This is a genomic window from Leuconostoc fallax KCTC 3537, from assembly GCF_000165675.1.
GTDB classification, from domain to species: Bacteria; Bacillota; Bacilli; order Lactobacillales; family Lactobacillaceae; genus Leuconostoc_B; species Leuconostoc_B fallax.
The window spans coordinates 1-22,332 of sequence record NZ_AEIZ01000010.1 but is presented as its reverse complement, the minus strand read 5'-3'; the positions used below and the strand labels follow the sequence as shown (position 1 = coordinate 22,332).

Sequence of the window (22,332 nt, the reverse complement as noted above, 5' to 3'; positions counted from 1 at the left end):
CTTCAATTATCATTAGATAATTAATAAATTCAAAGGATAAATTTATGCCCTTAAAAGACTTAAACATTGATCAAGTAACGTATTTTGATTTAAATAATCAAGTGAATATTCCAAAAGACAATCAAATTCAACTAGAAAAGGATCAAGAAGCGTTAGCTGCATTTTTAGAAGAAAATGTTAAGCCTAACGTCTTGCAATTTAATTCTCTAAGAGAACGATTTGATTGGTTATTTGATCATGAATTTTTGGAGCGTGACTTTGTTGAAAAGTATCACTTTGATTTTATCGTTTCACTATACAAATTCTTAAATGAACAGCATTTTCAGTTTAAGTCATTTATGGCTGCTTTCAAGTTTTATAATCAATACGCATTAAAAACAAATGACGGCAACTATTATGTTGAGACTTACGAAGATCGTGTAGCGGTCAATGCATTGTATTACGCGAATGGTGATGAGCAGTTAGCATTGCACATAGCAGATGAAATGATTCATCAACGTTATCAACCAGCAACGCCATCATTTTTGAATGCAGGTCGTGCACGTCGTGGAGAATTGGTATCTTGCTTTATTTTACAAGCGACTGATGACATGAATGCAATTGGCCGTACCATTAATTCTGCTTTGCAACTATCTAAAATGGGTGGTGGTGTTGGTATTAATTTGTCGAACTTACGTGAAGCGGGCGCACCTGTTATGGGGATTGCCAACTCTGCTGGTGGTGTTGTACCAGTGATGAAGTTGTTAGAGGATACTTTTACTTTTAGTTCTCAAGTCGGTGCACGTCAAGGTGCGGGTGTTGTTTATTTGTCGATCTTCCATCCAGATGTTTTGAGTTTCTTGTCAACAAAAAAGAAAATGCGGATGAAAAAATTCGTGTTAAGACATTGTCACTTGGCTTGACGATTCCAGATAAGTTCTATGATTTAGCCAAGCAAAATAAGGAAATGTATCTATTCAGTCCGGTTGATGTTGAACGTGAGTATGGTCAACCGTTCAATTATGTTGACATCACCGCTGAATATGACAATATGGTGGCAAACGATAAAATCATAAAGTATCGCGTTGATGCGCGTATGTTAGAAGAAGAAATTTCTAAATTACAACAAGAATCTGGTTATCCATATATTGTTAATGTGGATGTAACGAACCGGGCTAATCCAATTTTTGGTAAGATTATCTCATCAAATCTTTGTTCTGAAATTTTGCAGGTGCAACGCCCATCTGTTATTAATAATGAACAGGAATACACAGAAATGGGATCAGATATTAGTTGTAACTTAGGCTCAATTAATATTGTGAACATGATGCAAACTGACGACTTTGCAACGTCAGTAGATGCAATGGTGAGAGCCCTAACTTTTGTGTCTGATTCATCTAATTTGGATGTTGTACCTTCAGTCTTAGAAGGCAATCGTGAAAAACACGCTATTGGCTTGGGGGCTATGGGACTAGCTGCTTATTTCGCGCAACACAAAATGTACTATGGTGATGAAGAGTCATTAGACTTTACATCCACTTTCTTTATGATGCTTAATTATTATTCTTTGCAATCTTCAATGAAAATTGCTAAAGAACGCCAAGAAAATTTTTATGAGTTTGAAAAGTCCGATTACGCAACTGGTCAGTATTTTGACCAATACTTGTCACAGGATTGGATGCCTAAGACAGATAAAGTACGTCGCGCATTCGCACAACATCATTTACCAACGAAAGCTGATTGGGAACAGTTAAAACAAGATGTGATGACTTATGGTATTTATAATGCTTACCGTCATGCTATCGCACCAACAGGCTCAATTTCTTATGTTAATGATACAACTGCCACTTTATTGCCAATTGTTAACAAAATCGAAGAACGTCAAGAGGGTATGATTGGTAAAGTTTATTATCCAGCGCCTGGTTTGAGCAATGAAACAATGCCTTACTACGTCTCAGCTTATGATACTGACATGCGTAAGGTGATTGATGTTTATGCTGCTGCTCAAGCACATATTGATCAAGGTATGGCTCTGACATTATTTATGCGTTCTACCTTGTCTCAAGAGTTATACGAGTGGAAAGATAAGACACCTAAGATGACAACGCGTGATTTGACGATTCTACGTCATTATGCGTTTAACAAGGGCATTAAGTCTTTGTATTACGTGAGAACTTTTACCGATGATAATCAAGAGACTGGTGTTAATGAATGTGAGAGCTGCTCTATTTAATGTATATTTGGGGGAGCCTTGGACAAATATTAATTGATAAATAGACAAGTAAGTGGGGGAAGTACCGTTGGGAAAAATAAACATTTTATATGCATCGACGGAAGGCAATACAAAGTCCTTTGTTGAGAAGTTACGCACTGTTGCAGAAAGCCATGGTGATGAACTCAATACCAAATTAATTGGTGAAGAAACAGAATTTGAACAAGAAACAGTTCCGTTTATTGCACTCGTACCAACTTATTTAACTGGTGGTACAGGAACGGGTCCGGAAGTGAAGGAAATTTTTACGAATGCTTTAGGTGAATATATTGAATTTTCTCAAAATTTAAAGTATTTACGTGGCATTGTTGGTTCAGGTAATCGTAATTTTAATGTACAATTTAACTTAACAGCTAATCGATATGCTGAAAAGTATCAGGTACCGATGATTGCGAGTTATGAACTACGTGGCAGTAAGTTTGATGCTCAGCGTATTTATGACAAAATAAAAACGATAATTGAGGAATAAATATGGAACACATTCAAAAAAATTCGTATGTAGCAATTAATTGGAATAACATTGAAGACGAGCTAGATAAGGCTACTTGGGAAAAGCTAACACAACAGTTCTGGTTGGATACACGTGTCCCTATTTCAAACGATTTACGGAATTGGCGTGATACGAGTGCTGAAGAAAAGAAAGTTTTGAATCTAGTTTTTGGTGGTTTAACAACATTAGATACGCTGCAATCTCAAGATGGTATGGCTGAATTAAAGAAAGACGCCGTTAACCAAAAGGAAGAAGCAGTACTCAATAATATTCAGTTTATGGAATCTGTTCATGCCAAATCATATTCTTCTATTTTCGAAACTTTGAATGATAAGGCTGAAATAGAAGCAGTTTTTGAGTGGGCTGATAATGATGAATATCTGCAGTACAAAGCGCAACGTATTAATGATATTTACCATAATGGAACACCTTTACAAAAGAAAGTTGCATCAGTGTTCTTAGAGACATTCTTATTCTATTCTGGTTTCTATACACCACTTTATTTTGTTGGTCATAATAAAATGTTAAATGTGGCTGAAATCATTAAATTGATTATTCGTGATGAATCTGTTCATGGTACGTATATTGGTTATAAATTCCAAATCGGCTTTAATCAGTTATCAGAAGATGAACAAAGTGAATTGCAAAGTTGGATGTATGATTTACTATTTGAATTATACGAAAATGAAGAAAAGTTTACGCATGAACTGTACGACGAAATCGGTTGGACTGACTCCGTTATGACATTCTTACGTTATAACGCAAATAAAGCGCTCATGAACTTGGGTCAAGAGCCAATGTTCCCAGATGGTGCCGAAGATGTGAATCCTGTTGTAATGAATGGTATTTCAACATCTACTGCTAACCATGATTTCTTCTCTGGTGTTGGTAATGGTTATTTGATTGGTGAGGTCGAAGCCATGGCAGATGATGATTATGATATTGGTTTAGATAAACAATAAGCAAATTAAAAACGCCTTTGAAAGGCGTTTTTAGTTTGCTTATTTTAAGACTACTGTGCAGGACTGGTACTAGGATCAACGGGTAATGTTGTATTAGAACTACTATCAGTACTTGAACTTGATGATGTACCATCACTAGAAGCTTGTAATGATTCAGCGATACTAGCCAGTGTAGATGGCACTTCGCCACCAAACATACTACCAGTGGTTTTGGCTTCAAGGCCAAGTGCTTTACGTGCTTTATTGGTGATCCGTTGCTTTTCTGACGTTGAAACAATTTCATAAGATACTGATGCACCAGTAGTTGCGTCTGGATATGACGTAGTGGTACCTTGCAAATGATCGGTGACAACGTTATTTTTAGCCTTGATATATTTAGTTGCAATATTGCTCATATCACCAAATGTTAAATCAGTCATAATATTCTTTTGTACGGAATTCATGAATTTTTCATTGAGCAGATTGGTTACATTAGCTGCCTTCTTCATTAGGGCTTGCAAGACTAGTCTTTGACGTTTCTGACGGCCATAGTCACCTTCAGGATCATCGTAACGCATTCTAGAGAAGGCAAGCGCGGCACTACCATCCATTACAGTGTGCTTAGTAAAATGCTTACCATCAGAAGCATATTCGTATGATGCACTGCCCTTGGTGAATTTATAAGTAGCGGGACTTTCATCTTCATCTGGGGTATAAGTAAAGGTAAGTGGTGATTTAATTTCAACACCACCAACTTGATCAACCATTTTTTCCAAACCACCCATGTTAGCCATGGCATAAAAGTCAATTGGGATATTGAGGTAAGCTTCCACAGTTTTGATAGCTGTTGCAGCAGATCCATAAGCATATGCTGCGTTCATCTTTTGCGGGAAAGTATCTTCATAACCCACGATGGCAATCATTGCATCACGTGGAATAGAAATTAATGTTGTTTTTTCTTTCTTAGGGTTAACAATCAACACCATCATCGAGTCGGTACGGCCTTTATAGTTACGATTTAAGGCACCAGTATCAGTTCCCATAAGCAAAACAGAAAAAGGTTTTCCTTGTTTGATTACCTTGGATACGTTTCGACTTTTTGTTAATCCAGTGCCACTATAAACATTGTCTATCGTTGACTTGGCATTACGATATAAAAGGTAACCCAAGGCACTACCTGCAATAAGTAAGACAAGTAGAATAGTAATGAAAATATTACGTATTTTGTGGGTTCTTGGTTTGTAACGATCGCTGCGGCTTTGGTTATTTTTTGATTTCGCATGGGGGCTAATGTTTTCTCCTAAATTAATGCGCCAATACTTATAGCAATAATCAAAATAAATAAGACAATACTTGTGATAATGACATATTGCCAATCTTTAATTCTTGCAAATGAAATGATAGACGCGATAACACGTAAGATGGGTGTTAGAATTAATAAAAATAATCCAAGCATCATCAAAGCGCCTGGCTTTAGACGTAAGGAACTAAGAACTATTGTACCAAAATTAGTGGGCCATGTATTGTATTTAAAACCAGTATGAGCGCCAGATAATAAATAAAGACTAAAACCAAGTATCATAACAATTACTGATAAAAGCACACCAATACGTAAAATAATACCGATTTCACGTTCTAAATCTTTTCTTTCTTCCATGATTAGCCTCAATATAACGTAATGTTAAATGCTTTTAATAGGAGTTGCAGACCAGCAATACCCACAACTGGTATAAAGAGTTGGCGTAGTCTTTTAGCAGGAATGTGTGGCATCAGACGCGCCCCAATCGTCGCACCCAATAATATACCTAAAGCAATGGGAACAGCGATATTGGCTTTTATTGTACCATTAAAAAAGTAGACTAAAGCACTTGTCGCGGCGGTAACACCCATCATTAGATTTGATGTCGCACTTGATGGTTTTAGAGGCATTTTCATGACGGTATCCATTGCAAAAACTTTGAACATGCCGCTACCGATACCCAGTAATCCAGAAGCAATACCTGCCCAGATCATAGCTAATGCGCCACCAGCAACATTCTCAACTTTATAGTCAATCTGTTGGTGGGTTGACTTGTCAAAATAAGAACTATTAAGTTGCATTTTCTGGGCAAAATGATCTTCTTTGGTAGAAGGTGCATCAACTTTTTTACTATGTAATTTTCGCCACATCCGATAGGCTTGGTACACAAGTAAGATACCGAATAAGAAGTTTAACCAAATAGCTTTGAAAAAGATAGCAAGTAGAGCGCCAGCTAATGCGCCAATCGTTGTGAAAATTTCCAAGAACATAGCCATCCTCAAATTGAGCATATCGTCTTTAAGATAAGCAATTGAAGCACCAGAACTAGTGGCAATGACAGCAATAATACTTGCACCAATCGCATAGTGAATCGGTAAATTAAACCCAATGACTAAAATGGGCGTAACAATGATGCCACCACCTAAGCCCAATAAGGCGCCTAAAATACCTGAAAAAATGCCAACAACTAACATTAGAATAATTGATATAATTAAAGCCAAGATTAAAACCCACTGTTTCAATATTTTTTGTTAAGAACTACTGCTTATAATGCTACAATTATGGTTATAAAGACGCAATTATATTTAAAAAAAATTAATATTACAATGTCTTTGGGTTATTAAAGAGGTGAAGCGTTATTGTGTTAGTTTCAAAAGATAGAACCAGAAAAGTATTGATCCCGATTTTTTTTGGCCTTTTCTTAGTATTGGCTTTAATTGTACGTCTCGGGAGCCATATGATGTTGCTACTTGATGATTTATCAAGTGTTGTGACACAGGAGTATACACCACGGATTTTAATGCTTTTTAGTACCATAGGTGGCTTATTAGCACATTATCCAGTTGCTATTATTATGACGTTACTAGTGGCAAGCTTTTTATATCTCGTGCGTTTTCAGGTGGCGGCAATGTGGTTCTTGCTTATGCAAGGTTTGTTGTTACCAATTGTCATGCTATTAACTGTTATCATTAATGTCCATTGGGATAATGGGTTACAGATTGGTGATACGATACCTAATCTGTTGGTGACGTGGTGGTTTGAAATATTTAGTGTGTTTTTCACACTGATTTTTCCAAAAATGGTGCGGTCACAATCAGCGCAATACATTGTGATGGGTGTGATGTTCTTGATTTGGATTGGTATTTTATTAGCACAATTACAACGAGGAATTGCACTTTCGACTTTAATTGGGGCGATGTTATTTGGTTATTTTTGGTGGCAACTATCACAACAACTTTATTTAAAACTGGCCAAAAAAGGACAAATTATTTTTCCTTAGGTGGTCGTTTATAATATTTTGTTATGTAAGTAGGAGTAATGATGGCAGACTTCTTACGGACTGTTGATCGTCGTAAAATATTGCATGTTGACCTAGATGCCTTCTATGCACAAATTGAAATGCGCGATCATCCACAATTGAGACATAAAGCGCTAATTATTTCGCGAGATCCAGCACAATCGGGTGGACGAGGTGTTGTTGCAACTGCTAACTATTTAGCACGCCGTCTTGGTGTTCATTCTGCTATGAGTGCAGCTGAGGCTAAACGTTTAGCGCCAGATGCTATTTTTTGGCCGGCAGATTTTACTAAATATAAAGCGGTATCTCAACAGATTCATGATATTTTTTACCAATTCACACCAAAAGTGGAACCAGTTGCCTTTGATGAAGCTTACTTGGATATCAGTCACTATGCGACTAGTGGCGCGACAATTGCTGCTCAAATTAGGCATGAAATTCTGAAAACCACGCATCTGACAAGTTCAGTTGGTGTGTCGCATAATAAATTACTTGCGAAATTGGGTTCTAACTATAATAAACCAAATGGCGTAACCGTTATTAACCATAGCAATATGTTAGAATTTATTGATGCACTGCCCATTGATAAATTTCGCGGTGTCGGTCAAAAAACCAAGGAAAAATTAATCCAGTTAGACATTCATGATGGTCGTCAACTACGACAACTATCACAAGAAATGTTACGTGCACAATTTGGTAAATTTGGAGAACACCTATATTTACAGGCACGTGGTATGAATTTTAGTGAGGTGAAATGGCAGCGCCAGCGCCAATCTGTAGGAAAAGAAACAACATTCGACCGTTTTTTACATACAGAGGCTCAAGTACAAAACGCTTTTGGTCAATTAGCAGATAAAATGATTATCAGTTTACGACAGCAAAAGGTTGTTGGTCGCACCTTGAATATTAAGATTCGTGATGCTGACTTTAATACATTAACGCGATCTTTAACGCACCATGAGCCTTGGGTATTAGATCAGCAAGTATTAGTCAGAGAGGCATTGAATATTTTCGATAAAAACCTATCAATGCCATTTTCAATCCGTTTATTAGGCATATCTATGAGTAATTTACGATCCAGTACATTTGAGGAAGTTAGCTTATTTTAAATGCTATAATGGAAGCTAACCATATTGAAGTAGAAAGTTAATTTATGACCATTCAAGAAGAAATTTTAGAACAAATTAAGCGTTACGATACGATTATTATTCATCGCCATCAACGCCCTGATCCAGATGCTTTTGGTTCACAATTGGGGTTGAAGGCATTGTTACAAGCCAGTTTTCCTGAAAAAAGATTTACGCTGTGGGTAAGGCCGTGCCAGGGTTGTCTTGGATTAGCGAATCAGAGACATTTATGGATGCTGTGCCTAATGGTGCCTATCATAAGGCGTTAGTTATTGTAACCGATACGGCGAATGCGCCACGTGTTGATGACCAGCGTTGGCCTGAAGGACAAGCAGTTATCAAAATTGATCATCACCCAAATGATGATCCTTTTGGTGATTGGCAATGGGTCCAAGAAGGTCAATCGGCGACTAGTACTATGATTTATGAATTTTATGAAGCGCTTCGCCCTCAGTTAACTATGACAGCAGAAGCAGCTCGACTATTGTATATTGGTATTATTGGTGATACTGGCCGATTTATGTATAGTAATGATTCCGAGACGTTTAGAGTTGTTTCTGAATTGTTTAAGTATGATTTTGATTATGCCAAAATTCATTATAATATGACAACAATATCAGAAAACGCGGCTAAATTATCAGGATATATTTTACAAAATGTTACTATTTTGCCTTCAGGTTTTGCTTATGTGATTCTTACACGTGAACTCATTAAGCAATTTAATCTTGGTGAAGCGGGCACATCATTTGCTGTTTCTTTACCTTCAAAAATTGATACAGTTAAAGCTTGGGCAATTTTTGAAGAACAAGATGAAGGTAATTATCGCGTAAGATTACGCTCTCGTTCAATTGTCATTAATAAAATTGCAAATCGCTTTGAAGGCGGTGGACATCCAATGGCGTCTGGTGCTTGGGCACAAAGTCGTGAAGACATTGAACGTTTAATTCAAGCTGTGGAAACAGCATTACTAAAGGCATGAATCAAATAATAAGAATCACAATAGACTGAGGAAATTTATGGCAAATCAATTTGGACAATTTAATTTAAAACCTGATCTCATTTCAGGTTTGACAGCAATTGGCTTTACACAACCAACACCAGTACAGTTAAAATTAATTCCGGATATATTAAAAGGGCGTGATGTTGTCGGGCAATCTCAAACTGGATCAGGTAAAACACATACTTTCTTAATTCCGATTTTTAATCGTATCGTGTTTGATGCAAATGAAGTACAAGCAGTTATCACAACACCATCAAGAGAGTTAGCTGACCAAATTACGCGTGCTGCTAAAGCATTAGCAGAGCAACTTGATGAAGATATACGTATTGCAGATTATGTTGGCGGTACTGATAAGGCCCGTCAGATTAAGCAATTAGGTAATCAGCAACCACAAATCGTTATTGGAACGCCTGGACGAATTAAAGATTTGGTCGATTCGCAGGCGCTTAAGTTACATCATGTTAGAACATTGGTTGTGGATGAAGCAGATATGACGTTGGATATGGGCTTCCTTAACGAGGTTGATGCCATTGCTTCTGCCATGCCTGATGATTTACAGACATTAGTATTTAGTGCTACTATGCCTGAAAAGCTCAAGCCATTTTTAAAGAAGTATATGGATAATCCACGCTTTGAAGCTATTCCTGTGGATACAGTGATTGCCGACACTATTGATAACTGGTTGATTCCAACAAAATCGGCGGATAAAGATGATATTATCTATAAGTTATTAACAATTGGACATCCTTATTTGGCTTTGATTTTTACAAATACAAAAGAGCGCGCGAAGGCATTAACCCGAAATCTACGCGGTCGTGGGCTTAAGGTTGCTGAAGTTCATGGGGACATTGCGCCACGTGAACGTCGTCGTACTATGAAGCAAGTACAGAATTTGGAATTCCAATACGTTGTGGCCACGGACTTAGCTGCACGAGGCATTGATATTGAAGGTGTTTCTCATGTGATTAACGATGACATTCCTTCCGAGCTAGAGTTCTTTGTACATCGTGTTGGTCGAACAGGTCGTAATAATTTATCGGGACTGGCTATTACATTGTACGGTCCTGATGAAGAAGACGAAGTTGTGGAACTGGAGAATTTGGGTATTCAATTCAAGCCTAAGCAAATTCGTGGGGATGAGATTGTTGACATCAAAGACCGAAAGGCACGAACACAACGTGTTGCAACAACAAAAAAGTTAGACCCAACAATGGTTGGCATGGTAAAAAAGAAAAAGAAAAATGTTAAGCCAGGCTATAAGCGTCGTATCAAAAATGCCATTCAACGCAAAAACCAAATGGATCGTCGTATTGCCCAACGTGAAGAACGTCGTGCAACGCGTAAAGCTAATAAAAATAAATAAGTCATTTAAAAGTATAATTTAAATTGAAACGTTGATACGTATCCTTTGAATTATGCTTTTTTATGTGCGGTATACTAAGAATTATGACAAGAAAAGATTTAACGCTAAAAAAATTTAATGTTGATCAACTCACTGATCAGCAAAGTACCCAATTAGACCAAATTGAAACGTTTATCAACCATCATTTACAAGACACTCAATCAACACATGCGGTAGGTGTTATATCAGGTGAAGCAGGTACAGGAAAAAGTGTGATATTAACTAAATTATTTCAAAAAATACAACAAGGTCGTCAAGATACAACGAGCCCGTATTTTCGAACCAATAATGTTTTTACAGTTAATCATCCAGAACTGCTAAAAGTTTATCAAGAATTGGCAGCAACATTGCCAGCATTACGGAAAAAAGATTATGTTCGGCCAACCTCATTAATTAACCAAGCACATAAACAACGGCAAAAATATGATGTTGTTGTGATTGATGAGGGCCATTTGTTATTATCAAAACCAGAACCATATATTAAGTTTACACAACAGAATCAATTAGATGAAATTATAAAATTAGCTAAAGTTGTTATTGTGGTTTTTGATTTTAAGCAAGTTATGCAGACCAAGATGTATTGGGATCAACACCTTTTAAATCAAATATTAGCACCATACCACACACGATATTTTAACTTGACGATGCAATATCGTATGCAGGCGCCGGCAAGTGTTATGAATTGGGTAAATGCATTGAGTGACGGTAACATATTGCCATTACCGTCAGAAACTGGTCGTTATGACTTGCGTATTTATCGTCGTGCGATAGATATGTATCAGCAAATCCAAGATTGTGATAAGCGAGTGGGCTTATCCAGAATTGTGGCGACAACAGGGTTTGTACGCAAAAATCAAAATGAACACCATGTGTATATGGATGACTTTGATTTACCTTGGGATGAGTATGATATTCAGCCAACACCATGGGCACAAAGGCCCGCATCAATTCATGAAGTGGGCTCCATTTATACGGTTCAAGGTTTTGACTTGAATTACGTTGGCGTGATACTCGGACCACCTTTTGAATACGATGCACAGCATGATTGTATGATTGTTAATCCAAATAAAGTGACGCACACTGAAATATACAAAAAGCGTCCCGATTTAACGCATCCGGAAAAAATTGCGTGGGTTAAACAACGACTGATGTTCAATGTTATCGATGTTTTATTAAAACGTGGTATATATGGGCTATACATTACAGCAGCTGATGAAAAACTCAGGCAACGTTTATTACTGGCACAAGATAAAAAACAATGAAGTTATTTGTAACTGTATCAAATGAATAGATAAATAATTTCACAAGCAAAAGCCTAACAGAAACTTATTTCATATAGGAAATTTCTAATGCATGTTGTGGTCTCCTTGCAACAAAAATAACAAAAATGATAAAAAATTATTTTTTATTGTAACTTTTACTTTATTATTTGTGAAAAAGTGGTATCTTTATAAAGGTGTTTACTGAAAAATAAAAATGTTTCAGTGAAAATTTGTAGAAAGTACCTTGAGGAATGATTGTGGTCATGGATAATGATGTTACTGTGTTAAGACACGATAACTTAGTCGTATGCAATAAATTATGCCCGACCTAACGCTTTATAGTTAGTGTATTGTGTCGGTAAAAAATAATTATTGGATTGAGATTGGAAGTATGGAAGAAAAATTATTTAATAAGGGCTTTATTAGCATTACGATTATCAACTTTATTGTCTACCTTGTGTATTACTTATTGATGGTTATCATAGCAGTTATTGCACATGACCAGTTAAACGCATCATTTGCAGAAGCCGGATTTGCTTCTGGTATTTATATTATTGGTACGCTGTTAGCCCGTCTCATTATGGGAAAACAATTAGAGTTATGGGGACGGAAGTTCGTTGTTCGTGCAGGTGCAATTTTCTATCTAGTGACGACAATTGCGTACTTGTTTATTCCTTCAATATCTGTGATGTATCTCATCAGATTACTTAACGGATTTGCTTACGGTATGACTTCAACTGCTGCAAATGCAATTGTGACAGCTTATATTCCCGAACGTAAAAAGGGTGAGGGAATTAATTATTATGGCTTAAGTACAAGTTTGGCTGCTGCAATTGGACCGTTCATTGGTTTGATTTTGTTAAGCACAACTAACTTTGATTTTATTGTTATTTTCTCATCAATTTTAATTCTGTTATCTACAATTGCTATATTTAGTATCAAAATCACTAATATCAAGTTAACAGATGAACACAAAGAAAGCTTGAAAAAGTGGACTTTTAGTAGTTTTGTTGAATCAAAAGCATTGTTTATTGCTGCAATCGGTTTCTTAATGGGACTTTCTTACTCAAGCGTGCTATCATTCCTTTCTTCATATGCCGAAGAAATCAATTTGGTTAGCATCAGCTCATTCTTCTTCGTTGTGTACGCATTAGTGGTAACATTAACACGACCAATGTCTGGTAGAATCTTTGATTTAAAGGGTGAAAATTATGTCATGTATCCAAGTTACATTTTCTTGGCACTTGGATTACTTGTCTTGGCAGCTACGACTGATGGTATAGTGTTGTTAGTGGCTGGTGCATTTATTGGTTTGGGTTATGGTACATTTATGTCTAATGGACAGGCCATTGTTTTGAAGTTAGTGGCAAGCCACCGTATTGGTATTGCATTATCCACATACTTTATTGGTCTAGATTTAGGCTTAGGGGTTGGTCCTTACGTTTTGGGTGATTTACATGCGATATTAGGTTTCCGTCAACTATATATCGTCTGCGCAATTATTCCAGTTATCTGTGCAATACTTTATGCGTTATTCTATCGACCAAAATATGTCGATACAAAAGTAATGTAATATTATGAGCATATAAAAAACTACCTTAATGATTAAGGTAGTTTTTTTATTGCAATCATTTAATTATTTGAACCAGCTATCAACTTCGGATTTATGTTGGCTTATCCAATTTTTAGCAGCTTGTTCGGGTGACTTACCGTTTTGAACATCTAACATAACAGATTGCATATCTTGAGAAGTCCAATGGAAATTATTGAAAATCTTATAGACGTCCGGCTTATCTTGCTTAAGATCTTTACGAACGATTGTTTCAATGTTTTCAGTTTTACCCATTGATTGTTTTGGATCTTCTAAGTACTTTAACTTATATTTACTAAACAACCAGTGTGGGGACCAACCAGTAATGACAATATCTTGATGATTCTTATAGGCACGCTCTAAGGCAATAGCCATTGCACCAGAAGAAGAAGAAGTTAATTTCCAATCTGATAAATTACTATAGTCTTTCATAGCCTTATTTGTAGATGTCATAATACCGGCACCAGGTTCAATACCGGTAATTGTTTTGTTAGCTTGATTAGATAAATCGGCGATTGAATTAACGTCCATATAGTCAGGCACGACAAGGCCGGTTTTAACACCCTTAAGGTTAGGGCCAAGATTTGTGACATCATTTTTGTATTTTTGGGCTAATGCTTTATGAGTATTAGGTAACCAAGCAGAGATTGAAGCATCTGCTTGACCACTGGCGACTGATTGCCATACAACAGCATTGTCCAGCGGCGTCATGTTAACTTTATAGCCATGCTGGCGCATTGCCTCTGCTAAGACATTGTTAGAAGCAACTTCTGAATCCCATTCAACATAAACAAGGTTAACCTGTTTACCAGTACTTTGATTTGACATTAAGTGATTGACAACACCACTACCGATCATGACAATGGCCGTAGCTAAAACTAACCATTTCTTGATCGGTGACCTGCTATCAGACTGTTGCCGTGAATTGCTACTGAGTTTTTGAGTGAAGCGGTCAATAATAATGGCCAAAATAACCAAGCCCAGACCATTGACGAAACCTGAACCAACGTCAGCATGCTGAACAGCTGCCAAAACACCACGACCAAGTCCAGGCGCACCAATCATTGAGGCAGTCACAACCATGGATAACGCTAGCATAATAGTTTGATTAGCACCTGCAAGAATTGTATTCTTAGCAGTTGGTAATTCTAATTTAATTAATTTTTGCCACGGTGTGCTACCAAATGAATCAGCGGCTTCGACTAAATCAGTTGGTACTTGTCGAATACCTAAATTAGTCATGCGTACCATTGGCGGTAGGGCGAAGATAATTGAGGCAAAAACACCTGGTACGACGCCAATACCGAAGAATGCAACGGCTGGTATCAAATAGACGAAACCAGGCATTGTCTGCATGAAATCTAGTATTGGTTGAATAATGGCACGTGCACGGTCAGATTTAGCGGCTAAAATACCTAGTGGTACACCGATAATCAGTGAAATCACACTGGCCATAACAACTAAAGTTAACGTGTTCATTAGGTCTTCCCACAAACCTTGGTTAGCGACTAGAACTAAGCCAAAGAAAGCAAAGATAGGAAAGCCAAATTTCTTGTTTGCAGTAAGGACAGCGATTAATGTTATACCAATAATCATGATTGGTATTGGTATTGCAGTTAAACCGGTTGTCAAGCCATCCATAACCGTTTGGCCAGCATGCTGAATAGCTGAAAAGAAACCGTTTAAATTATCTGTTAACCAATCAACACCGTCTTTGACCCAAGGTCCCAATGGTATTTTAGGAATATTAAACATCGATCGTCTCCTCCTCGTCTGATGTACTATCTGCCAATGCTTCTAACACACGGCCTCGAATAATAACACCAATTAATTTGTCATTTTTAGTAACAGCTAATGGGGTAGGAGAATCGTAAATCAAAGGCATTAGGTCCATGATAACTGTATCATGACTCACTGACGGCATTTTATCCAAAACATCCTTCAATGGTACCTTCTCGCGACGTGCTTCAATAGCGCTATCCGAAGATAAATAACCATGTAAATGACGATGACGATCAACAGCAACTAACCCACTAACTTCTTCTGCCATCATTTTTCGTAGGGCGACAGTAGGACCATCGACCTCTATATTTGCTGTTAATGCTGGAATCATAATGTTTTCAGCTGTCAGCACTTTAGAACGATCAACATCTTCAACGAAAGAGCGGACATATTCATTAGCTGGTTGTGTCAAGATTTCTTCACCAGTACCAACTTGCATGAGTTGACCATCTTTCATGATGGCAATGCGATCACCGATACGAAGCGCTTCATTTAAATCATGACTAATGAAGATAATCGTTTTTTGAACACTGGCTTGTAAATCAAGCAATTCATCTTGCATTTCACGACGCACCAATGGATCCAAAGCAGAGAAAGCCTCATCCATTAATAAAATCTCGGGGTCGTTTGTTAAAGCTCTTGCTAAGCCGACACGTTGTTGCATACCACCTGATAATTGGTCAGGGTACTGGTCTTTAAAGTCCAATAGTTTAGCGTTAGCTAAGGCCTTTTCAGCACGTTCACGACGTTCTTTAACGGGAACACCTTGCACTTCTAGACCATATTCTGTGTTTTCTAAAATAGTACGATGTGGAAATAGTCCAAAATTTTGGAACACCATGCTCATTGTTTTACGTCTAACTTCAATCATTTCTTTCTTATTGAGCTTTGCGATGTCAGAACCATCAATCATCATGGTACCTGAGGTAGGCTCAATTAGTCGATTAAGTAGCCGAATTAATGTCGATTTTCCAGATCCGGATAATCCCATAATAACGAAAATTTCACCTTCGTTAATAGACATATTGATATCGTAAACACCGACGGTACTGCCGGTACGTTCTAAGATTTCATTCTTAGAGACGCGTTGTTTAACAAGTTCTAGTGCGGGTTTAATTCGTTTGCCAAATATTTTTGTTAAGTGTTTTATTTCTACTTTAGGCATACATCCTCCAAATTACTCTACTTTATCCTTTTTGTAAAAGATAAAGTGACCACTTAAAATTTTACACAAGTTGTCACTTTGTGTCAAATTTATAGAATTGATTGTAAATAGACAAGAGATATGGTATGAATTAATTATGAAAAAAATCAGACAACCACGATATCGGCAAATTGCATATTTGATTGCTGAACAAATTATCAATCGTCAAATTGACGTTGGTACAAAATTACATGCACGCTCTACATTAGCAACGACGTATGGTGTGTCTTCTGAAACGGCGCGCAAAGCGATTAGTATTCTTGCTGATTTGGGTATTGTTAGCACACAACAGGGTAGTGGTGTAACCATTACATCAAGAGATAAAGCCAAAGCATTTATCAGCCAGATGCAGCAATCATCAGATTTGAAGCAATTACAAGATGATGTACATACAAGTATTGAAAACCAAAAACAAGAATTAACACATCTTTCCAATATTCTCGTTAAATTAACGGAAAGAACAGAACAAATGCAACGGCATAATCCGTTGACACCTTATGAATTAGAAATGTCGGAAGTATCACCTCAATTAGGACAATCTATTGGGGATATGAATTTCTGGCAAAAGACGGGTGCCACTTTGGTTGCTATTATGCATGAAGGTGAGTTAGTCATCTCACCTGGTCCTTATTCTGTTATTGAACTGCACGATATTATTTATTTTGTGGGTTCTGAGACGAGTGTACAGTCTGTTCGTGGCTTTTTTATGATGTGTAAAATAAAAAGCGGAAAATCAAATTTTCCACTCGTCTAATGTTGTGACAGTATATGTTGGCTTTGTTGAAACTTTTGCAATTTCTTCCGGCGTTGATACGCCTGAATAAACTAATAAAGTATCGATATGTGCATTAATACCAGCTAGAATATCTGTGTTGTAGTTATCACCAACCATAAGTGCTTCACTAGGTGCGACATTAGCAAGAGCCAATGCGCCAGTCATGATGGGAAGTTCTGGCTTAGCAATAACAACAGGGTGTGTTGCAGTAGCTGTTTCAATGGCGGCGATCAAAGAACCAGCACCAGGCAACATACCACGTTCATTCGGTAAATTCGTATCGCGATTAGTTGCAATAAATTGGGCACCGTTTTGAATGGCTAAAGTAGCTGTTGTTAATTTTTCATAAGTGAATTGGCGGTCTAATCCAGCGACAACAAAATCAGCCTGTTCGTCATTGACAAGTTCAAAACCTCTACTTGTCAGTGCTTCACCTAGTCCTGCCTCACCGACCATAAAGACGCGCTTTTGGTTTGGCTCGGCATGACTTTTAAGATAATCAGCAGTGGCTAAAGCGCTCGTATAAACTTGGTCTGCAGTGGTCGGAATATCATGATTTTCGGAGAGATTTTTAGCCACATCAGCAGTTGTTAAAGTTGAATTATTCGTGACAAATAAATAATGCGCATTGGATTCTTTTAAACGTTCAATAAAGCGTTTACCACTGGGTAAGCGTTTCTGACCGTGATAAATCGTCCCATCTAGATCAATTAAATAAGTTTTATATGCTGTCATGATAGTGATACCGTCCTTTTTATTTTCGTTTAATTTACACCTATTATAGTATAACCATCAACAAAAGTTGATACAAAAACGAATCAACGGACTTCTCTCTCTCCAATCTCAATCTCCCAAAAAATAAAAATCTCCCAAAAATATTTTATAAACTGGTCCGCCCGCAATTATTTGCGGGTTTTCGTTTGTATTTTATCTCTGTTTAACCCAGAAATGCGTATAATAGTAACTACACTAAAATAGAAATTGCAATTTTGAGAAGTAATTTATAAGGAAACGAATATGGCTTATCGAACACCCCCATTTTTAACACCATCAGCTATTGTGTCATTAGTTGTCGCAATTAGTGCTGCCAATTTAGCAGTTAACGTGGCAACTGGCACGTCTGAGGGTGGTACTGTCCAATCGCAGACAACGGTTCAAAGAAGTAGCAGTACATTATCATCAGGTGAATCACAATCTGATAATTCAAAAAGTAGCAGTTCAACCGATGATGATGAGACGTCAAGTAGTGAAAGTGATGCATCACAAGACAAGTCTTCTTCGCAAAGTAGTGCTACTTCCGACAGCACATCATCAGCTAGCAACTCGACGCAATCCTCATCAGCTAATAGTGAACAATCGGCCGCGGATAGTAGTTCTGTTCAAAATCGTTCAGCAAGTGATACGCAAAGTTCTAGTGTTCAATCTTCAAGTTCAGTGCAATCGAGTTCTACAGTTAACAACAATCAAAATGCTGCTAATGCTCAAGGAGACCAGTAATGCTAACAATTTTAGACTTAGTTAATCATTATTTGGGATATTTCACAACTGCTAGTAAAACGCGAGGGCGTATTTATACAATCGTTGGTGCAGGTGGTATATGGTATTTACTTTATCTTGCTTGGCGATTTTACGATAATGGGCGTTGGTTACGTGGAACGTTGCTACTTGGCTTATTTATTGGTTTATTATATTTTGTAATATTAAATATTTTATATTACTTTACGAATAAGCGAACAAAGTGGGATATTTCACCGCATGTGGAAAAACTGCTTGGTGGACCACACGAAGAAAAAGTAGAAAAAAGCGAGCAGTTATTATGCCGATTCATGGCTTATATCAGCGCGATCATGTGATGGAAGCATCGGTAGAGATAAATGATATTCATCAAAGAAATATTGATATGTTAGCCCAATCCTTACAGGAGAGTGGTGTATTGCATCAAGATTTTGGTGAACTTGATGAAACGGCACAACGTGCAATTATTGCGCAAGAAGGTGCTATTAGTGCCAATTATCCCGGAACATTAGTACCTTATTTTACTATTGAAAAGATAGCAAGTGATACCGTTATAATGGCTGGGGTCAATCAATTACGTGCAATGCCAGTTGGTTATGTCCGTAAAATTGGTTTGACGGATGTTGAAACTGTAGCCGCTCAGTATAATTTAGCTGCAGCTACGGTCCTCATTTTAGGCGGTCCAAGTCATGTTAATGGTCGACGAGAGCTCCAGACCGTGACGTTGCCATATCGATTACATGTTGAAATTGCATATGATGACAAAAAAGGATAGTTGCTTAAAATAAAAATACGTTGCTACGGCAGCGTATTTTTATCTGTTTAAGAGCTTAATCATTTCGATATGTGGTACATTGGCATCTAAAAATATATCACCATGACTGTTGAAGCCAAGTTGCTCATAGAAATGACGCGCCTGAAGCTGCGCACCTAAAGTTAATGTATGAATGTTAAACTGTGGCGCTAATGCTTCGATTTCATCAAAGAGTAAGCGACCGATACCTTGATGACGCATGCTAGCTAGTGTTGCAACACGTTGGATATGCCATGTACCTAATTGTTCTTCATGTAGACGTGCAGTAGCGACGGCTTGGGTATTCGTATAGGCAACGATGTGAATTGTAGTACTATCTAAATGGTCGTATTCATCTTGTGCACTAAAGCCTTGTTCCTCAACAAAGACTGCTTGGCGAATCATACGGGCATCTTGTTGAATTTCACCTAATCCATAGGCATGTTTAATTTTAATTGTCATGTCTATATTTTAACAAAGTTTTATTATTATTTTGAATGATATTGGTATAATAAAGATTATGAAAAAATTTTGCAAAATTTTTGGACGACAACATTAGCACCAAGTAATTGGCAAAAACAGCTCAATACACGAATTGGTTTTTTTGGTGGTTGATTATTTTGTTTACCATGAAAACAATTTTGGCGTACGGTGCTGATTTTGAATGGTTGCATGTTCAAGATCCATTACAAGTATTCTTGATGTTAGCCAATCCGATTGGCTTTACGGTTTTAATATTTAGTTTGGCACTATTTATTCGCCCAAAAGTGCTATATTATGGCGCATTAATTCTTATCGATTTAATTTTAACGATGTTACTTTACTTGAATGTCGTTTATTTTCGTGAATTTTCGGACTTCATGTCTGTCAATACTATTTTGGGGTATAGTGCAGTCAATCAAGGTTCAAAAGTCGCTGGTTCGATTGCTCTTGGGGTCCATGATATTTTATTTTGGTTAGATATCATCATTATTTTGGTATTGTTTGTCATACGTAAAATTCGTTTCTCGGATAAGCATGTACCCAAACTGGTCCCACTAGCAATGACGAGTTTAGGATTATTCATTTGTGCTGTGAATCTTCTTTTGGCAGATATAGATCGACCACAATTATTGACCCGCCAATTTGATCGAGAATATATGGTGAAGTATTTGGGAATTGGACCATTTACCATTTATGATGGGATTAACACCTACAAAACGAACCAGATTCGTAAAAGCGCTACACCCGAGGAGCTTCAATCGGTTAAAGAATATGTAAAAGAACATCATGCGGATGCTAATGCTAAGTATTATGGGATTGCTAAGAATAAAAATGTGATTGTGATACATTTGGAGAGTTTTCAACAGTTTGTCATTGGTAAAAAAATTAATGGTCAACAAATCACACCGTTTTTAAATAGTTTAGTTAACGAACAGGGGACGATTAGTTTTGATAACTTTTTCCATCAAGTTGGACAGGGGAAAACTTCTGATGCTGAAAACATGTTAGAAACGTCAACATTTGGTTTACCACAAGGCTCGTTGTTTTCAAAAATTGGTGAAAATCAGACATTTCAAGCGATGCCCGCAATTTTAAATCAGCGGTCTGGGTATTCAAGCGCAGTTTTCCATGGTAATAACGGTACTTTTTATCAGCGAAATGTTGTTTACAAACGCATGGGGTACCAGAACTTTATTGACAGTTCTTACTTTGACATTAGTGGTGTTAAAGCAACTGGCTGGGGACTTAAGGATAAATTGTTGTTTAACGATTCTGTACCCTATCTTGAGAAGTTGCAACAACCGTTTTATGCAAAGTTCTTAACGGTTACCAACCATACGCCGTATAATTTAGATAAGATTGATCGCGACCCTAATTTTCAAACAACGAACTCTGGATCTAAGTTAGTTGATAATTATTTCTTAACGAATCATTATTTGGATCAATCATTAAAAGAATTCTTTACGTATTTGAAGAAATCGGGATTGTATAAGAATTCGATGGTGGTTATGTACGGGGATCATTATGGTATCTCTAATACAGATAATAAGTACCTTGCAGGTGTCTTAGGTAAAAATTCAAATGAATGGACGGATCTTGACAATACTAACTTACAACGCGTACCCTTCATTGTTCATATTCCCAACTATAAGGGCGGACATGTCAACCATACCTATGGCGGGGAGATAGATGTTGCGCCTACTGTTGAACATTTATTGGGTATTAGTACACAGCGTTACATGCAATTAGGGCAAGATCTGCTAAGTGATCAGCATCAACAACTTGTAGCTTTTCGAAATAAAGATTTTATTACACCAGATTTAGCTGTTATTTCCGGTAAAATATGGAATACTAAGACTGGTCAGGTTGTTGATGGATCTGACGAAAAGACGGCAAAGCGCGTTGCTAAATTACAAAAACAAGTGAATCAAAAATTAGCAATTTCTGATAATTTAAACCAGAAAAACTTATTACGCTTTTATACACCAGAGGGCTTTAAAGCCGTTCAAAGCGATAAGTATGATTACGCTCAGCAAACAACTTTGAATCGTTTGAATCGAATTAATAAATCATTAGGAAGCAAGTCGACGAGTGTTTTTTCTAAGAATGGTAATCGCTCAACACTGTCCCAGTACGTCACAGATGCACCTGAGGCAGAAGATGAAGAGGGCGACACAACAAGAATTAAACCACGAAACCCTGATGATTGGAGTGCAGAGTAACACTAAGATAGATTAAAGTAAAAATATATCGGAGGTTGAACATGTCTGATACGCTACATGTAGCGAGTGATTCAAAGACACATATTTTGGACGCGGCAACAACTTTATTTTTGAAAAATGGGTATGAACAAACAACAACTCGGGAAATAGCGCGTGCGTTAGGGATGACGCAACCAG

General features: G+C 37.3%; 17 protein-coding genes and 4 pseudogenes. 14 read left to right on the top strand and 7 right to left on the bottom strand.

Annotated features, from left to right (window positions below; all coding sequences use genetic code 11):
* The first annotated feature begins 44 nt into the window (after positions 1-44).
* The 3 genes and pseudogenes from nrdE to nrdF all read left to right on the top strand — a co-directional run bounded on the left by nrdE (position 45) and on the right by nrdF (position 3,703).
* Positions 45-2,212 (top strand): annotated as a pseudogene (gene nrdE / locus LEUFL_RS11060) (class 1b ribonucleoside-diphosphate reductase subunit alpha).
* A gap of 67 nt (positions 2,213-2,279) precedes the next feature.
* Positions 2,280-2,720: a class Ib ribonucleoside-diphosphate reductase assembly flavoprotein NrdI gene (locus LEUFL_RS0102335; RefSeq protein WP_010007210.1), complete on the top strand. Its 441-nt coding sequence runs from the start codon at positions 2,280-2,282 to the stop codon at positions 2,718-2,720.
* Between the two features lie 2 nt (positions 2,721-2,722).
* On the top strand, positions 2,723-3,703 hold the full coding sequence (gene nrdF / locus LEUFL_RS0102330) for a class 1b ribonucleoside-diphosphate reductase subunit beta (RefSeq protein WP_010007208.1): 981 nt from the start codon (positions 2,723-2,725) through the stop codon (positions 3,701-3,703).
* A gap of 50 nt (positions 3,704-3,753) precedes the next feature.
* On the opposite strand, the gene LEUFL_RS0102325 is transcribed toward nrdF, so the two are convergent.
* Genes LEUFL_RS0102325 through LEUFL_RS0102315 form a run of 3 tightly spaced genes read right to left on the bottom strand, consistent with a single transcriptional unit; the run spans position 3,754 to position 6,175 of the window.
* Positions 3,754-4,974 (bottom strand): LCP family protein, encoded by a 1,221-nt coding sequence (locus tag LEUFL_RS0102325; protein ID WP_029508610.1) that lies wholly within the window; start codon positions 4,972-4,974, stop codon positions 3,754-3,756.
* Positions 4,975-4,982: 8 nt separating this feature from the next.
* A complete protein-coding gene (locus LEUFL_RS0102320; protein WP_010007204.1) occupies positions 4,983-5,339 on the bottom strand; it encodes a DUF1634 domain-containing protein in 357 nt (118 codons plus the stop codon).
* An 8-nt stretch (positions 5,340-5,347) separates the two neighbouring features.
* The gene (locus tag LEUFL_RS0102315; RefSeq protein ID WP_050792570.1) at positions 5,348-6,175 is read right to left on the bottom strand and encodes a sulfite exporter TauE/SafE family protein; all 828 of its coding nucleotides are present in this window, start codon (positions 6,173-6,175) and stop codon (positions 5,348-5,350) included.
* 167 nt (positions 6,176-6,342) lie between these two features.
* Between LEUFL_RS0102315 and LEUFL_RS0102310 the strand changes: the two genes are divergently transcribed.
* The 6 genes and pseudogenes from LEUFL_RS0102310 to LEUFL_RS0102285 all read left to right on the top strand — a co-directional run bounded on the left by LEUFL_RS0102310 (position 6,343) and on the right by LEUFL_RS0102285 (position 13,363).
* Entirely contained in the window at positions 6,343-6,981 is a 639-nt protein-coding gene (locus LEUFL_RS0102310; RefSeq protein WP_141557407.1) for a hypothetical protein, read from the top strand.
* A gap of 41 nt (positions 6,982-7,022) precedes the next feature.
* Positions 7,023-8,108 carry a DNA polymerase IV gene (dinB, locus tag LEUFL_RS0102305; protein ID WP_010007199.1) on the top strand — a complete coding sequence of 362 codons (1,086 nt, stop codon included), beginning with the start codon at positions 7,023-7,025 and terminating at the stop codon, positions 8,106-8,108.
* A 44-nt stretch (positions 8,109-8,152) separates the two neighbouring features.
* Positions 8,153-9,105, top strand: a pseudogene (locus LEUFL_RS11055) (DHH family phosphoesterase).
* Between the two features lie 37 nt (positions 9,106-9,142).
* Positions 9,143-10,489: a DEAD/DEAH box helicase gene (locus LEUFL_RS0102295; protein WP_010007196.1), complete on the top strand. Its 1,347-nt coding sequence runs from the start codon at positions 9,143-9,145 to the stop codon at positions 10,487-10,489.
* Positions 10,490-10,572: 83 nt separating this feature from the next.
* Positions 10,573-11,790 (top strand): DUF2075 domain-containing protein, encoded by a 1,218-nt coding sequence (locus LEUFL_RS0102290; protein ID WP_010007194.1) that lies wholly within the window; start codon positions 10,573-10,575, stop codon positions 11,788-11,790.
* A 391-nt stretch (positions 11,791-12,181) separates the two neighbouring features.
* Positions 12,182-13,363: an MFS transporter gene (locus tag LEUFL_RS0102285; protein WP_010007193.1), complete on the top strand. Its 1,182-nt coding sequence runs from the start codon at positions 12,182-12,184 to the stop codon at positions 13,361-13,363.
* A gap of 63 nt (positions 13,364-13,426) precedes the next feature.
* Here the strand turns inward: LEUFL_RS0102285 and LEUFL_RS0102280 are convergent, their stop codons facing one another.
* Positions 13,427-15,136, bottom strand: coding sequence for an ABC transporter permease/substrate binding protein (locus LEUFL_RS0102280; RefSeq protein WP_010007192.1), 1,710 nt, complete (start codon positions 15,134-15,136; stop codon positions 13,427-13,429).
* On the bottom strand, positions 15,129-16,328 hold the full coding sequence (locus LEUFL_RS0102275; RefSeq protein WP_010007191.1) for a quaternary amine ABC transporter ATP-binding protein: 1,200 nt from the start codon (positions 16,326-16,328) through the stop codon (positions 15,129-15,131). Before LEUFL_RS0102275 ends, LEUFL_RS0102280 begins: the two co-directional genes overlap by 8 nt.
* A gap of 136 nt (positions 16,329-16,464) precedes the next feature.
* On the opposite strand from LEUFL_RS0102275, the gene LEUFL_RS0102270 reads away from it, so the two are divergent.
* Positions 16,465-17,121, top strand: coding sequence for a GntR family transcriptional regulator (locus LEUFL_RS0102270; RefSeq protein WP_010007190.1), 657 nt, complete (start codon positions 16,465-16,467; stop codon positions 17,119-17,121).
* Here LEUFL_RS0102270 and LEUFL_RS0102265 read toward each other — a convergent pair.
* Positions 17,101-17,877: a TIGR01457 family HAD-type hydrolase gene (locus LEUFL_RS0102265; protein WP_010007189.1), complete on the bottom strand. Its 777-nt coding sequence runs from the start codon at positions 17,875-17,877 to the stop codon at positions 17,101-17,103. The genes LEUFL_RS0102270 and LEUFL_RS0102265 overlap by 21 nt on opposite strands.
* Before the next feature lie 282 nt (positions 17,878-18,159).
* Here LEUFL_RS0102265 and LEUFL_RS0102260 point away from each other — a divergent pair, with 282 nt between their 5' ends.
* Complete coding sequence (locus LEUFL_RS0102260) at positions 18,160-18,639, top strand: hypothetical protein (protein ID WP_010007188.1); 480 nt, start codon at positions 18,160-18,162, stop codon at positions 18,637-18,639.
* Positions 18,639-19,432: pseudogene (locus tag LEUFL_RS13470) on the top strand (DUF6681 family protein). Before LEUFL_RS0102260 ends, LEUFL_RS13470 begins: the two are co-directional and overlap by 1 nt.
* A 39-nt stretch (positions 19,433-19,471) precedes the next feature.
* Here the strand turns inward: LEUFL_RS13470 and LEUFL_RS0102250 are convergent.
* Complete coding sequence (locus LEUFL_RS0102250) at positions 19,472-19,912, bottom strand: GNAT family N-acetyltransferase (RefSeq protein ID WP_010007186.1); 441 nt, start codon at positions 19,910-19,912, stop codon at positions 19,472-19,474.
* A gap of 66 nt (positions 19,913-19,978) precedes the next feature.
* On the opposite strand from LEUFL_RS0102250, the pseudogene LEUFL_RS11045 reads away from it, so the two are divergent.
* Positions 19,979-22,155 (top strand): annotated as a pseudogene (locus LEUFL_RS11045) (LTA synthase family protein).
* Positions 22,156-22,196: 41 nt separating this feature from the next.
* A partial coding sequence (locus LEUFL_RS13300; RefSeq protein WP_010007183.1) for a helix-turn-helix domain-containing protein occupies positions 22,197-22,332 on the top strand: 136 nt, incomplete at its 3' end.

What these genes read in the sequence shown, in the direction of transcription:
- nrdF (WP_010007208.1), top strand. Translation starts at nt 2,723, where the DNA reads ATGGAACACATTCAAAAAAATTCGTATGTAGCAATTAATTGGAATAAC.
- LEUFL_RS0102320 (WP_010007204.1), bottom strand. Translation starts at nt 5,339, where the DNA reads ATGGAAGAAAGAAAAGATTTAGAACGTGAAATCGGTATTATTTTACGT.
- LEUFL_RS0102315 (WP_050792570.1), bottom strand. Translation starts at nt 6,175, where the DNA reads ATGTTAGTTGTTGGCATTTTTTCAGGTATTTTAGGCGCCTTATTGGGC.
- dinB (WP_010007199.1), top strand. Translation starts at nt 7,023, where the DNA reads ATGGCAGACTTCTTACGGACTGTTGATCGTCGTAAAATATTGCATGTT.
- LEUFL_RS0102295 (WP_010007196.1), top strand. Translation starts at nt 9,143, where the DNA reads ATGGCAAATCAATTTGGACAATTTAATTTAAAACCTGATCTCATTTCA.
- LEUFL_RS0102290 (WP_010007194.1), top strand. Translation starts at nt 10,573, where the DNA reads ATGACAAGAAAAGATTTAACGCTAAAAAAATTTAATGTTGATCAACTC.
- LEUFL_RS0102285 (WP_010007193.1), top strand. Translation starts at nt 12,182, where the DNA reads ATGGAAGAAAAATTATTTAATAAGGGCTTTATTAGCATTACGATTATC.
- LEUFL_RS0102280 (WP_010007192.1), bottom strand. Translation starts at nt 15,136, where the DNA reads ATGTTTAATATTCCTAAAATACCATTGGGACCTTGGGTCAAAGACGGT.
- LEUFL_RS0102275 (WP_010007191.1), bottom strand. Translation starts at nt 16,328, where the DNA reads ATGCCTAAAGTAGAAATAAAACACTTAACAAAAATATTTGGCAAACGA.
- LEUFL_RS0102270 (WP_010007190.1), top strand. Translation starts at nt 16,465, where the DNA reads ATGAAAAAAATCAGACAACCACGATATCGGCAAATTGCATATTTGATT.
- LEUFL_RS0102265 (WP_010007189.1), bottom strand. Translation starts at nt 17,877, where the DNA reads ATGACAGCATATAAAACTTATTTAATTGATCTAGATGGGACGATTTAT.
- LEUFL_RS0102260 (WP_010007188.1), top strand. Translation starts at nt 18,160, where the DNA reads ATGGCTTATCGAACACCCCCATTTTTAACACCATCAGCTATTGTGTCA.
- LEUFL_RS0102250 (WP_010007186.1), bottom strand. Translation starts at nt 19,912, where the DNA reads ATGACAATTAAAATTAAACATGCCTATGGATTAGGTGAAATTCAACAA.